12 protein-coding genes are annotated in these 13,075 nt (G+C 62.5%); 4 read left to right on the top strand and 8 right to left on the bottom strand.

The window, feature by feature from the left end:
• Window positions 1-4: 4 nt before the first annotated feature.
• The 3 genes from J5X93_RS09655 to J5X93_RS09645 form a co-directional block, all read right to left on the bottom strand.
• Window positions 5-1,000 carry an ABC transporter permease gene (locus J5X93_RS09655; protein ID WP_090345617.1) on the bottom strand — a complete coding sequence of 332 codons (996 nt, stop codon included), beginning with the start codon at window positions 998-1,000 and terminating at the stop codon, window positions 5-7.
• Complete coding sequence (locus tag J5X93_RS09650; protein ID WP_043214804.1) at window positions 997-2,547, bottom strand: sugar ABC transporter ATP-binding protein; 1,551 nt, start codon at window positions 2,545-2,547, stop codon at window positions 997-999. Before J5X93_RS09650 ends, J5X93_RS09655 begins: the two co-directional genes overlap by 4 nt.
• 160 nt (window positions 2,548-2,707) lie before the next feature.
• A complete protein-coding gene (locus tag J5X93_RS09645) occupies window positions 2,708-3,661 on the bottom strand; it encodes a sugar ABC transporter substrate-binding protein (RefSeq protein WP_182941157.1) in 954 nt (317 codons plus the stop codon).
• A gap of 354 nt (window positions 3,662-4,015) precedes the next feature.
• Between J5X93_RS09645 and J5X93_RS09640 the strand changes: the two genes are divergently transcribed.
• From J5X93_RS09640 to J5X93_RS09630, 3 genes are all read left to right on the top strand, one after another.
• Entirely contained in the window at window positions 4,016-5,104 is a 1,089-nt protein-coding gene (locus J5X93_RS09640) for an asparaginase (RefSeq protein WP_043214809.1), read from the top strand.
• Window positions 5,105-5,339: 235 nt separating this feature from the next.
• The gene (locus J5X93_RS09635) at window positions 5,340-5,582 is read left to right on the top strand and encodes a DUF1654 domain-containing protein (RefSeq protein WP_043214811.1); all 243 of its coding nucleotides are present in this window, start codon (window positions 5,340-5,342) and stop codon (window positions 5,580-5,582) included.
• A gap of 6 nt (window positions 5,583-5,588) precedes the next feature.
• Complete coding sequence (locus J5X93_RS09630) at window positions 5,589-6,281, top strand: endonuclease (RefSeq protein WP_070571888.1); 693 nt, start codon at window positions 5,589-5,591, stop codon at window positions 6,279-6,281.
• Here J5X93_RS09630 and J5X93_RS09625 read toward each other — a convergent pair whose 3' ends face one another.
• On the bottom strand, window positions 6,282-6,707 hold the full coding sequence (locus J5X93_RS09625; RefSeq protein WP_043214816.1) for a GTP pyrophosphokinase: 426 nt from the start codon (window positions 6,705-6,707) through the stop codon (window positions 6,282-6,284).
• 101 nt (window positions 6,708-6,808) lie between these two features.
• Window positions 6,809-7,378 carry an SPOR domain-containing protein gene (locus J5X93_RS09620; protein ID WP_070571887.1) on the bottom strand — a complete coding sequence of 190 codons (570 nt, stop codon included), beginning with the start codon at window positions 7,376-7,378 and terminating at the stop codon, window positions 6,809-6,811.
• 235 nt (window positions 7,379-7,613) lie between these two features.
• Here J5X93_RS09620 and J5X93_RS09615 point away from each other — a divergent pair, with 235 nt between their 5' ends.
• Complete coding sequence (locus J5X93_RS09615) at window positions 7,614-8,282, top strand: DUF3313 domain-containing protein (protein ID WP_070571886.1); 669 nt, start codon at window positions 7,614-7,616, stop codon at window positions 8,280-8,282.
• Window positions 8,283-8,619: 337 nt separating this feature from the next.
• On the opposite strand, the gene J5X93_RS09610 is transcribed toward J5X93_RS09615, so the two are convergent.
• The 3 genes from J5X93_RS09610 to J5X93_RS09600 form a co-directional block, all read right to left on the bottom strand.
• Complete coding sequence (locus J5X93_RS09610; RefSeq protein ID WP_070571885.1) at window positions 8,620-9,741, bottom strand: glycosyltransferase 61 family protein; 1,122 nt, start codon at window positions 9,739-9,741, stop codon at window positions 8,620-8,622.
• Window positions 9,742-10,053: 312 nt separating this feature from the next.
• Window positions 10,054-11,556 carry a glycine betaine/L-proline transporter ProP gene (gene proP, locus J5X93_RS09605; RefSeq protein WP_043214829.1) on the bottom strand — a complete coding sequence of 501 codons (1,503 nt, stop codon included), beginning with the start codon at window positions 11,554-11,556 and terminating at the stop codon, window positions 10,054-10,056.
• Between the two features lie 256 nt (window positions 11,557-11,812).
• Window positions 11,813-13,072 (bottom strand): MFS transporter, encoded by a 1,260-nt coding sequence (locus J5X93_RS09600; RefSeq protein ID WP_102081991.1) that lies wholly within the window; start codon window positions 13,070-13,072, stop codon window positions 11,813-11,815.
• Window positions 13,073-13,075 lie beyond the last annotated feature (3 nt).

Here is a 13,075-nt window from a genome sequence, read left to right as displayed (position 1 = left end):
GGGTTCAGTTCCGCCGGCCTGCGCGCCGGCTCCGGTAAGTGTCGAGCACCACGGCGATCACAATGACCGCCCCGGTGATGATGCGTTTGGTGGGTTCGGAGGCACCGATCTGCGCCAGCCCCGCGGCCAACACAGAGATGATCAGGACACCGAAGAAAGTGCTGATGACCGAGCCGCGCCCGCCCATCAGGCTGGTGCCGCCGATGACCACGGCGGCGATGACCTGCAGCTCCAGGCCAGCGCCGGCATTGGGGTCGGCGGCTTCCAGGCGGGAGATCTGGAACAGCGCGGCCAGGCCCGCGAGTAGCCCCATCAAGGCGAACACCAGCACCTTGTAGGGGCGCGGGTCGATGCCGGCCAGGCGCACGGCCTCCTCATTGGTGCCGATGCCGATCAGGTAGCGGCCGAACACCGTGCGGGTCAGCGCCAACTGGGCGACGACGATGACCAGCAAGGCGATGATGAAGGCTGGCGAAATACCGAAGGCGATGGGGTTGGAGAACCAGGCGAAGGCATCGCCGATGTAGGCGGTGCGCGAGTCGGTGAACTGGTAAGCCAGGCCTCGGGCCATCTCCAGCACGCCCAAAGAGACGATGAACGATGGGATGCGCCAGGCCACGGTGATGCCACCGGTGACGCTGCCGGCCAGCGCCGCCACGGCCATGCCCAGCAACGCCGCAGGCAACGGGCTCCAGCCCCAGCCCAGGATCGCCACGCTGACCGCCGAGGCGGCCAGGGCCAACACCGAGCCCACCGACAGGTCGATGCCGCCGATGATCAGCACGAAGGTCATGCCCACCGCCAGCACCATGAGGTCCGGGATCTGGTTGGCCAGGGTACTGAAGGTGGCGTAGGACAAAAAGTGGCTGCTCAAGAACGAGAACAGCACGATCATCGCCAGCAAGGCGCCGGCCAGGCCCAGGTAGGTACCCAGGCCGAAGTAATTGGCGCTGCGGCGCGCGGGGGCGCGGCCCGGGGTGTCGAGGGGTGTGGTCTTCATGGGTCCATCCTGGGAGCTGCTTCATGCAGCAGTGCGTCACGTTTCTGATAGCCGGCGAAGGCGGCGGCGAGCAGTTGATCCTGGCTCCAGCGCTCGCGGTCGAAGGTGTCGATCAGCCGGCCCGCCGAGAGCACAGCGATGCGATCGCAGATCAGCATCAGCTCGCGCAGGTCGCTGGACACCACCACCAAGGCCTTGCCCTGGCGCGCCAGCTCGGCCAGCAGGCCATAGATGTCGAACTTGGCGCCGACATCGATGCCCCGGGTCGGCTCGTCGAACAACAGCACCTGGCAGTTGCGCTCCAGCCAGCGGCCGATCACCACTTTCTGCTGGTTGCCGCCGGAAAGCTCGCCCACGGCCTGGGCCGGGCTGGCGCTGCGGATGCGCATGGCATTGATCTGGCGCAGCGCCTGGGCGCGCTCGGCTTCGGCGTCGAGTATGCCCGCGCGGGACACCGCCCCCAGGTTGCCCAGGGCAATATTGGCGCTGATCGATTGAGTGAGCAGCAGGCCTTCGCCCTTGCGGTCCTCGGTGATCAACGCGATGCCCGCGCGCACCGCCGCCTTGGGCGAATCGAGGGTGACCGGCTGCAAGGGCTGGCCAAGTTCGATCTGCCCGCTGTCGGCGCGGTCGGCGCCGTAGATCAGGCGCAACAGCTCAGTGCGTCCGGCGCCGATCAGGCCGGAAATACCGAAGATCTCCCCTGCCCTGACCTCGAACGACACCTCGCGCACCTTGTCGCCACGGCTGAGCTTGTTGACCTTGAGCAGCGTCTGGCCGATCTCGCGACGACCGAGGTCGATATGCTCGCCCAGCTCGCGACCGACCATGAGGTTGACCAGCTCGGCGCTGCTGTAGCGCTGGATCGGCTCGACGCACACCAACTTGCCATCGCGCAGCACGGCGATGCGCTGGGCCACGCGCTGCAGCTCTTCCAGGCGATGGGAGATATAGACGATGGCCACGCCGCGCTGGCGTAGGCGTTCTATCTGAGTGAACAGCAGCTCCACTTCGCGAGCGGTGAGCATCGCCGTGGGCTCGTCGAAGATCAGCACATGGCAATCGCCAATGAGGTTGCGGGCGATCTCCACCATCTGCTGATGGCCGATGCCCAACTCGCCGACCGGGGTGTCCGGGTCGATGGCATCCAGGCCGACCTGGGCCATGGCGGCGGTAGCCAGTTGGCGCAGGCGTTTCTGACTGATCCAACCGGCGCGGCTGGGCAGGTTGTCGAGGAACAGGTTCTCGGCCACGGTCAGGGTGGGCAGCAGGTTGAGCTCCTGCATCACCATGCGCACGCCCAGGCGCTCGGCCGCGCTGCGACTGCCGGGCGCGTAGGGCTCGCCGCGATAACGCATCTGCCCTGTGGTGGGCGTTTCCAGGCCGCTGATCAGCTTGGACAGCGTGCTCTTGCCCGCGCCGTTCTCGCCGGTGAGCGCCAGCACTTCGCCGGCGCGCAGCTCCAGCGTCACATCGCCGAGCACCGGCTGGGTGTAAGTCTTGCCCAGGCCGCTGACGGCAAGGGTGACCTCATTCGCTTCTTTCATGGCAGACACCCCGCCCCAGGGAACGCAGCGGTCTTGTATTGGCTGTGCTGGCCTCCTCGCGGATGAGCCGGTGCCCACAGACCTTGCGCAGGCCTGGAAAACCCTGCTGTACCTGTGGGTGCGGTCCTACCGGCGAAACCGGCGCCGCGATGCCGCATCTTCATTCGGTAACCAGTTCGACCGGGGTCTGGATGACGTTGTCGGCATCCACCGCAGGCTTTTCGCCCTTGAGCATCTGCAAGGCCGCCTGGATGCCGAACACTGCCTGGTCGGCGCCATGCTGCTCGAGGGTGGCAAGCACACGGCCGTCCTTGAGCATGGGCTTGATGGCGCGGATGTTGTCGTACCCAACCACTTGCACCTGGCCAGTCTTGCCTGCCGCCCGCACCGCCGACACAGCGCCCAGGGCCATGCTGTCGTTGCCGGCCAGCAATGCCTTGAGATCGGGGTATTCGTTGAGCATGGCGGCGGCGACGGCGTTGCCCTTGTCGATCTCCCAGTTGCCCGACTGCACCGAGACCACTTTCATCTGCGCAGCTTCCATGGCGTCCTTGAAGCCTGCGGTGCGCTGCTGGGCGTTGGTGGTGGTCGGCACGCCTTCGATGATACCGACCTGGTCCCCGGCCTTGAGCTTCTGCTGGGCCAGGTAGTCGCCGACCAAACGTGCGCCCTTGCGGTTGTCGGGGCCGACGAAGGGCACGCTCAGGCCTTTGCTCTTGAGCACGTCGGGGTCGAGGCGGTTGTCGATGTTGACCACGGTGATGCCCGCGTCCATGGCCTTCTTGATCACCGGCACCAGGGCTTTGGAGTCGGCCGGAGCGATGACCAGGGCGTTGACGCCGGAGACGATCATCTGCTCGACGATGCGGATCTGGTTGCCAGTATCGGATTCGTCCTTGATGCCGTTGGCCACCAAGTCGAAATCATCAGCGTGGGTTTTCTGGTAGGTCTTGGCGCCGTCTTCCATGGTCAGGAAGAACTCGTTGGCCAGGGATTTCATGACCAGGGCGACCTTGGGTTTGTCCTGGGCCTGGGCGGCGGACACGGGGATCGAGAGGGCAAGCGTGGAGAAGACAACCAGGGCCAGCAAGCGGCCAGGGAATGGCAATTTCATGAATTTGACTCCGAATCTTGTGTTTTTTATCGGATAGCAAACGTTTGCGTTGCCTAACTATGGAAACAAGACCTGCTTTTGTCAAATCCCTCACGCGGTTTTGCCCAGGCCGCGTACGTCGGGATTATCCGAAAAATTTCCGAAAAACCGAACACCTTTTCCTACTCTCATTCGGGATACCGAACGGAACAGGCTGTCATGCAGCCCGAACCATCTCACAGGTTTGTCGTAACGCGCCCTGATCACGGCTTCATCCAGCCCTTGCTGGGGCCACGGCCCCCGCTGGTACGAAACCTGCCTGCTCTAGGGCGCGACACAGCCAACCGTCTCATTTGGAAGAGAGAAAATAAAAACATGAATGCTGCAGTGAAAACCTTCGCCCCAAGCGCCCTCGCCCTGTTGCTGATCCTGCCGACCGGCCTTAGCGCCAAGGAAGCCGAGCAACAGCAGAAACTGGCCAACGTGGTCATCCTCGCCACCGGCGGCACCATCGCCGGCGCCGGTGCCAGCGCCGCCAACAGCGCCACCTACCAGGCCGCCAAGCTCGGTGTCGACAAACTCATCGCCGGCGTACCGGAGCTGGCCACCTTGGCCAACGTGCGCGGCGAGCAGGTGATGCAGATCGCCTCCGAGAGCATCAGCAACGACGACCTGCTCAAGCTTGGCAAACGCGTCGCGGAGCTGGCCGACAGCAAGGACGTCGACGGCATCGTCATCACCCACGGCACCGATACCCTCGAAGAAACCGCCTACTTCCTCAACCTGGTGGAGAAGACCGACAAGCCAATCGTGGTCGTCGGCTCCATGCGCCCGGGCACCGCCATGTCCGCCGATGGCATGCTCAACCTGTACAACGCCGTAGCAGTAGCCAGCGACAAGCAGTCCCGCGGTAAAGGGGTGCTGGTGACCATGAATGATGAGATCCAGTCCGGCCGTGACGTGAGCAAGTCGGTCAACATCAAGACCGAAGCGTTCAAGAGCGCCTGGGGCCCGATGGGCATGGTGGTCGAAGGCAAGTCCTACTGGTTCCGCCTGCCGGCCAAGCGCCATACCGTCAACTCGGAGTTCGACATCAAGCAAATCAGCGCCCTGCCCCAGGTGGACATCGCCTATGGCTACGGCAACGTGACCGACACCGCTTACAAGGCGCTGGCGCAAAATGGCGCCAAGGCTCTGATCCACGCCGGCACTGGCAATGGCTCGGTATCGTCGCGGGTGGTGCCAGCCCTGCAAGAGCTGCGCAAGAACGGTGTTCAGATCATTCGTTCGTCCCACGTCAATCAGGGTGGTTTCGTGCTGCGCAACGCCGAACAGCCTGACGACAAGAACGACTGGGTCGTGGCCCATGACCTGAATCCGCAGAAGGCGCGGATCCTGGCGATGGTGGCGATGACCAAGACCCAGGACAGCAAGGAGCTGCAGCGGATCTTCTGGGAGTATTGATTCGTTACCATGACGTCGGGCCGGCGCGTTGTCTGAGCCGGCCCATTCGCGGGTAAACCCGCTCCCACAGTGCCCAGAGCGGACGCGGGAGGAGCGGGCTTACCCGCAACTGCATTCACCCGTGAGTGAACCAATTCCATCCCTGCGGTCATAGACGCTTTCGCCTTACACGCTGTTGCGAAATGCCTTACAGTGAAATACTGTATGCGCATACAGCAAAACAAGGAAAAGCCCCGTGGCCAGTACCTCTGCAGCATCCCCTAGCACCTACGAACAACTGGGTCTGCGCATCCAGAAGATCATCAACAGCCCCATCGCCCAGCGCAGCCGCGCGGCCTTGATCTTCCGCCTGGAGCACGAGTCGCCCGACGACTGGGAAACCCTGCTCGAGGAAATCGCCGAAAACGACAACGTCACCCTCGCCCACCGCGATGACGGCGGCGTGCAGATCTTCTGGACTGTGCCCAAGGAAGACTGACCGCGCATGAGAGTTTCGCTTTTCGCAGGCCTGTGCCTGCTGTTCACCGCTGTCACTGCCCACGCCGACGCCCCACGCACCTTCCAGGAAGCCAAGAAGGTCGCCTGGCGCCTGTATGCACCGCAATCCACCGAGTTCTACTGTGGTTGCAAGTACAAAGGCAACAAAGTGGACCTGGCCTCCTGCGGCTACACCCCGCGCAAGAATGCCCAACGCGCTTCGCGCATCGAATGGGAACACATCGTGCCTGCCTGGCAGATCGGCCATCAGCGCCAATGCTGGCAGAATGGTGGACGCAAGAACTGCTCGCGCCACGATGAGGTGTACAAACGCGCCGAAGCCGACCTGCACAACTTGGTACCGAGCATCGGCGAGGTCAATGGCGACCGCAGCAACTACAGCTTCGGCTGGCTGCCGCAGCAACAGGGCCAGTACGGCAGCTGCCTGACCCAGGTGGACTTCAAGGCCAAGAAAGTGATGCCGCGCCCTTCGATCCGCGGGATGATCGCGCGCACCTACTTCTATATGAGCAAGCAGTACAACCTGCGCCTGTCCAAGCAAGACCGGCAGTTGTTCGAGGCCTGGAACAAGACCTATCCACCGCAGACCTGGGAGTTGCAGCGCAACCAACAGGTGGCGTGCGTGATGGGCCATGGCAACGACTTCGTCGGGCCGGTGAACATGCAGGCCTGTGGCTGATCAGTTGAGGGTCTGCAGGTAGGCGCTGGCCTGCTGGTAGCGGCAAAGCCGGGCCAGGTCCGCCGGGCCCGGGCATGGGATACGCGACAGGTCACTGTTGTCGGCCAGGTCCGCCAGCTTGACCTGCCGCGCCAGCGGGTCGCCGCCCAGGCGCACCACGAACGCTTCGTAGCTCTCGCCTTCACGCCGGCTCAACGCCAGCACGGCGGCGAGGATCTTCAGGGGGAAGCCTTCGCGCGCGAGGTCCGACAGGGTCAGCGGGGTGTCCTCCAACACGTCGTGGAGCACCGCGACGATCCGCTGCTCGGGCGTCGAAACCCGCATCATCACCCGCAACGGGTGGAGAATGTAGGCCGCCCCACCCTTGTCGTATTGCCCTTCATGCGCCCTGGCAGCGACGGCAATGGCCCGTTCCAGCGTAGACATGAGGCCTTTCCCCCTCAACCACCTGCTTCCCTGCAAGCATAGCCGCACACGCCCCGGACATGCATTTTTGACGCCCTGGAGCCGCTGTGCGGCCCGTGGCCTTAGCGCTGTGCGCCGTGCTGGATGACGATCGAGTCCGTGCCCAGGCGCGCCATGACATCGGCCTTGCGTGCCTCGGCCTCGGCCTTGGTGGGGAATGGCCCCATCAACACCACCGGCTTGCCATTGCGATACTCGACCGAGGACGGGATGCCCTTTTCGATCAGGCGGGCAGTCATGTCGGTCAAGGCGCCCATGTTGGCCCCCTGGATCACTTCCACATCCCAACCTTCCGGGGCCGGCTGGTCAGCCAGGGCATCGGCGCGGCGTTGCAGCTCGGCACCGCCGCAGACCTCACGGATGCGCAGGTTGTTGCCGGTGTCATCGACGAGGATTTCATACTGGCCATCGTGCTTGATCGCCACATAACTGCGGTACGCCTCGTACTGCCCGGCGTCGTCCTTGCCGCGCACCTGGCCGCAGATCGAGCCCTGGGTGTCGATCCGCACGTTGGCGAACTTGGCCGTCTTGGGGTTGTGCAGGTGTTCGGCCACCTGTTTGTGGACACCCTCGACCTCGTTCTCACAGCCCGTCAGGGCCAGCACTGCCATTACCACTGCCAGTTTGCGCACGCGTCTACCTCCTGATTCGAAGCGGCGGATTCTAGCATGAGCGACACCTTGATCTGACTCAGCAACATGGCTTTGACCCGACAAATGCACTGTCGGACAACACTTTGTCCAGCAACTTCGGCAACTGTGCGCTACATATCATTGGAGGGCGCGCGACCTTGCGTTTCCACGACACCGTCACACGAACTCGAATCCAAGGCCACCGCGCGATGCCAATGTCCCAAGGAGAACCTGAATGAACCTGAAGTCGTTCGCTACAACCTTGTGCCTGTCCTCGCTACTGCTCTCCGGTTGCGCGAGCAAATACGTGGAGTCCGATCAGTATTCCGGCTTTCTGAAGGACTACAGCATCCTCAAGGAAGAAAAGTCCCCCTCCGGTGCGCCGGTGATGCGCTGGATCAAGCCTGGCGTCGACGTCAACGCCTTCCGCAGCGTCTACATCGAGCCCAGCCAGCTCTATCCGCGGCCGCAGCCGACCGAGAAGGTTCCGCAGTCCACGCTTCAAGGCATCACCCAGTACTACGACCAGACCTTGAAATCACACTTCTCCAAGGTCCTGCCGCTGGCCACCAGCCCGGGCCCAGGCGTGTTGGTCGTGCGCCCGGCGATCACTGCGGTCAGCGCCTCCACCAAGAGCCTGCGCCCGTATGAAGTGATCCCGATCGCCCTGATCGCCGCGGGTATCAGCACCGCCACCGGCATTCGCGACCAGGACACCAGCATCGCCACCGAGGCGGCCTTCATCGATGGCAGCAACAACCAGGTAGTGGCCGAGGTGGTGCGCAAAGGCGCCGGCACAGAGCTGGAGAACTCATCGCAAGTCATGCAGGCCAAAGATGCCAAGGCCGTGCTCGACGGTTGGGCGCAGGACATGGTCAAGTCGTACCAGGCCCTGAAGAAATGATCCTTGTCGGCGCTGCCCTTCTGCGTGGCGCCCGCTTCGCGGGTGAATCGGTTCGGTGTCCGGTTTACCCGTGAAACCTGCACGACCTCACGGTTTTGTCGCGGGCACGGCTTCGAGAAGCGCGCTCACGGCATCCAGATCACAGGCTTCGGCCAATGCACACATATGGGCCGCCAGCATCTCGAGCTCCTGCGGAAGACCTTGCACCCATTCGAACAGGTCCGTGACCGCCCCCGGCAGAGGGGGTTGGTGACCGAGCAGGAGTGGATTCAAATGGTGAAGACGGCAAACCTTCTCCTGGCCCGGGCCACATCCTGAACGTGCTCTGGGTCACGGCTCACGGCGGTGGAATCAAATCCAACGTGCGCTCCACTTCCTCGATGTCGATCCTGAAACCGTCGCCATCGGGGGTACCGACCACATAAGCGAAGTGCTGGTTGTCTCGGTCGGTGTGGTACTTGTAATAGCTGACGAAGCGATTGGGCGGTTGCAGGGCGAGCAAAGCACCGCCCGGTTGCAGGACATTGACCCCATGTACCAGCTGGCTGCCCTCGACACCGATCACCACCTGCGCCCCGGCGCAGGCCGCAACGATGGACGGCACGTCGCTTTTCAGCGGATCGACCACGTGAAAACCACGGGTTCGACGCAGGTGCTCGGCCAACTCCAGTTCGTTGCGCAGCAAGCGCAGGTCGCCGTCGCCACCGCGCAGCAAGAACACGCCGGGGTGCGCCTGATAGTTCACCCGCGACAGCAGCTTGTCACCCATGGCGCGAAAACGCAGATACTTGTTGCGGTTGTTACAGAAGTCATCGAACAGCACCAGTTCATGGAAGTAGGCGCCACTCAGGCGCCTTGGCTTCATGCCGAGCCAGTCTTCGTAGGGCGGCGCCTGGGTGTAGATAGGAAACCGCGCTGACGGCCCGACAGTGACCGGCACACCTTCCTCGGCGGCCAGGGGATAGGTCACGCAGTCTTCGACCATCCAGTTGCCGAACCAGGTATTGCCGTTGACCGAACAGTAGATCGCCCCGCGATCGATCTCATGCTCCACGACCACAGGTGGGAATGCCCTGGGCCGTTGGGAAAGCCAGAAACTGGCCCGCCCCTTGTACAGCACACCGTCGATCAACCAGACGTCCTTGAGCAGATAGCCCCGGGTCGGGCCCTGCACCACTTCGCCCAACCCTGCCATGGTGCGGGCCGGGTGCTCATATGGATAGAAGCGTTTTTCCTCCCAGCCGGTGACACGCTCCAGCTGGCCGGGCAGCGCAATGGCTGGCGGAGAGAACGACAGGCAACCTGGGGCGATGTCCCAGCTTTTTTCCGCGATGCTTTTCAGGCTGATATCGACATGACGCGCCAGCCGTTTTCGCGCGATGTATTTATACGCGGCCAATGTCCAGTGCCGACGATGATGGGGATCCAATTGACTGAACGCCGACACCTCACTTTCCATGAACAGTCCTCCCCACTGAGCGGGACCCGTCAGCAACGGCAAACCCATAAAGGATGTAGCCACCCTTTATGAATCTGACAAATAGGCCGGAATATCAACGCGAAACGTCAATGCACCCTTTAACTCATTGATATGAAAGCCACGCTTCATTGAAACAGCGCCCCTCATATCCAGTAACAAGTAAAGGTGCCAACAAATGACTTTGCAAGCGCTCTACCTCGGGTATTTGCCAATTATTTTATGGCGTCAAATTAATCACCCGACTTAAATAGTTTGCACTTGCAATGAACATTCAGACTCCGCTTTGCGCCGTCAGTCGATATGAGGATGCTGTTGCGCCAAACGTGCGCGCTGGGCTTGAAGCTCGGCAATCTTCGCGTCGATGTCTTCGATCTTCTGTTCCAGCGTGTCGTGGTGTTCCTGCAGCAGCTCGCGCGCTTCTTCGATGTCCGAGGCAGCGGGGGCAGCGCCGTGCAGGGGTTTGTTGGCCGTCTCCTTCATCGACACGCCCGTGGCCAACCCCACCAATGCGATCACCATCAGGTAGTAGGCCGGCATGTACAGGTTTTCGGTGCTCTCCACCAGCCAGGCGGCGATGGTTGGGGTCAGCCCGGCGATCAGCACCGAAATGTTGAAGGCGCTGGCCAAAGCGCTGTAGCGGATATGGGTGGGGAACATCGCCGGCAAGGTAGAAGCCATCACCCCGATGAAGAAATTGAGCAGCACGGCCAGGATCAGCAAACCGGCGAAGATCACTCCGAGCACGCCGCTGTTGATCAGCATGAACGCCGGAATGGCAAGCACCAACAGCCCCACGCTGCCACCGATGATGAAAGGCCGGCGGCCGACCTTGTCGCTCAAAAGGCCAATGATCGGCTGCACGAACAACATGCCGACCATGATCGCGATGATGATCAGCACCCCATGGTCTTCGCTGTAGTGCAGGTTGTGGGACAGATAGCTGGGCATGTAGGTGAGCAGCATGTAGTAGGTGACGTTGGTGGCGATGACCACACCCACGCAGGTCACCAGGCTGCGCCAGTGCTGGGTGGCGACCTCCTTGAACGACACCTTCGGGCCTGAAGCCAGGCCCTCGCGATCGCCCTGCTCCAGCTTGTCGACATGCTGCTGGAAAGCTGGCGTCTCTTCGAGGGCGTGGCGCAGGTAAAGGCCGATCAGGCCCAGCGGCAAGGCCAGGAAGAACGGCAAGCGCCAGCCCCACTCCAGAAACGCCGCCTCGCCCAGTGCAGTGGAGATGAGCACCACCAGGCCCGCGCCCAGCACGAACCCTGCGATCGAACCGAAGTCCAGCCAACTGCCGAGAAAGCCCCGCTTGCGGTCCGGTGCGTACTCGGCCACGAAAATCGACGCCCCGGTGTATTCGCCGCCCACCGAGAACCCTTGGGCCATCTTGGCCAGCAGCAACAGGATCGGCGCCCAGATGCCGATCGAGGCATAGGACGGGATCAGCCCGATGGCGAACGTACTCAAGGACATGATCACGATGGTCGCCGCTAGCACCTTCTGACGCCCATAGCGGTCACCCAACGCGCCGAAGAACAGCCCACCCAGCGGGCGGATCAGGAATGGCACCGAGAACGTGGCCAGTGCCGCGATCATCTGCACCCCGGGGCTTGCGTTAGGGAAGAACACCTTACCCAGTGCATAGGCAACGAAGCCATAGACACCGAAGTCGAACCACTCCATGGCATTGCCCAGCGCCGCGGCGGTGATCGCCTTGCGCATCTTGGCGTCGTCGACGATGGTGATGTCCTGCAAGCCGATCGGCTTGACGGTCTTTTTCCGTGATTTCATGGTCGCTCCCTGTCGCGGATGCACGCTCTATGGCATCAGATACAGCGGAACGTAAAAAAATTCACCGAGAAGGCTGTGCAGGCTTTGTGGCGGTGCACGGCGCAGCCTTCTTTGAGAACAGATTTACCCAAAGACTAACTGTCCCTGTGGCAGCGGGTTCACCCGCGAATGCGGTCGTGGATTCACCAACGTATTCGCGGGTGAACCCGCTCCCACAGGGATCGCGCCAGCCCAAAAGTCAGTGCCCCAATCGGGATCAGGCGATCGCCTGGGCCCCGACTGCCTCGCGGTGGCGTCTGACCATCCGCTGCAGCAGGCTGGACACCACCACACCCACCACCGCCAGCACGCTCATCAGGCTGAACACATAGGTGTAACCCTGCTCACCTGGGTAGTGGTCCAGCAGCGCGCCATAGATGACGTAGGCGAACATGCCCGGTGCATAGCCGATCAGGCAGCCGATGCCGAACGCGGAGCCGGTGATGCGCGAAGGGATGCCCACTTCGCTCATCGGCGCCCAGAACACCCCACGCATGGTGAACACCACCAGGGCGAAGGACAGCGTCGCCGCCAGGCCCGCGTAGATGTAGCTCTCGCCACGCGGGATGCTGAGGATGACCAGCATCAGCGGCAGCAAGGCAACGAAGGCCCACTTGAGGTAGCGGCTCGAACTCTTGAGCTGTTTGTCGGCGATGAAGCCACCGGCCGGGCCACCCAGCACCTTGAGGAAGTACTGGTTGATGATGCCGTAGGCGCCCACCAGTGCCACCGGCAGGTGGTACATGTCCTTGAGGTACGGGATGAAGTAGGTCAGGCCGCAGTACACGATGTAGACCATGAACACGTTCAGGCTCACCAGCCAGATCCCCGGCATGCGCACCGCCTCCAGCAGCCCCGACAGGCCGATGGGCTCGCGGGTGCTGTTGCCCTGGCGGGTGTCCTTGAGCAGGAACAGCGCCAGCACGCCGACCCCGATGTCGATCAGCGAATAGAACGCGATGGCTGCCTTGAGCCCGGCCGCACCGGAGCCCAGGGCAACGAACACGCCAAGGGCGGAGAACGCCACCAGGGTGTCCACCGCGCCACGCCCGCCTTCGAGCAGGCCGAACATGCGGCTTTGCTCCTGGTCATTGCCCAGGTTGCGGATGGCCTTGAGCAGCGAGGGCCAGAAGATGCAGTCGGCGCACACCGCCAGCAGGCCGAAGATGATGAGTAACTGGCTGTAGCCGGGGAAGCTTGCCAGGTACAGGCCCAGACCACCGATGCTCACCAGCCCCAGCGGAATGAGCTTGCGCGTTTCGAAGCGGTCAGCCAGAAAGCCACCCACCACGAACAGCGTAGTAGCGACGATAGCGTTGACGCTCAGCAGCGTGCCGATCTGGGTATGGGTCAGGCCCATGTGCTCCTGCATCGGGATGTAGAAGGCATCCTTGAGGTTGGAGAGTTTGTAGATGGTCCCGCCGCCGAGGACGAGGATCAAAAAGCGTAGCCACTTGGCTTTGACCGAAGCTGTCATTGT

Origin of the sequence: Pseudomonas sp. BYT-1 (assembly GCF_023611805.1) — a bacterium.
Classification (GTDB): Bacteria; Pseudomonadota; Gammaproteobacteria; order Pseudomonadales; family Pseudomonadaceae; genus Aquipseudomonas; species Aquipseudomonas guariconensis.
Note: the sequence above shows the minus strand (reverse complement) of the source record. Positions and strands in the feature narration are given on the sequence as shown.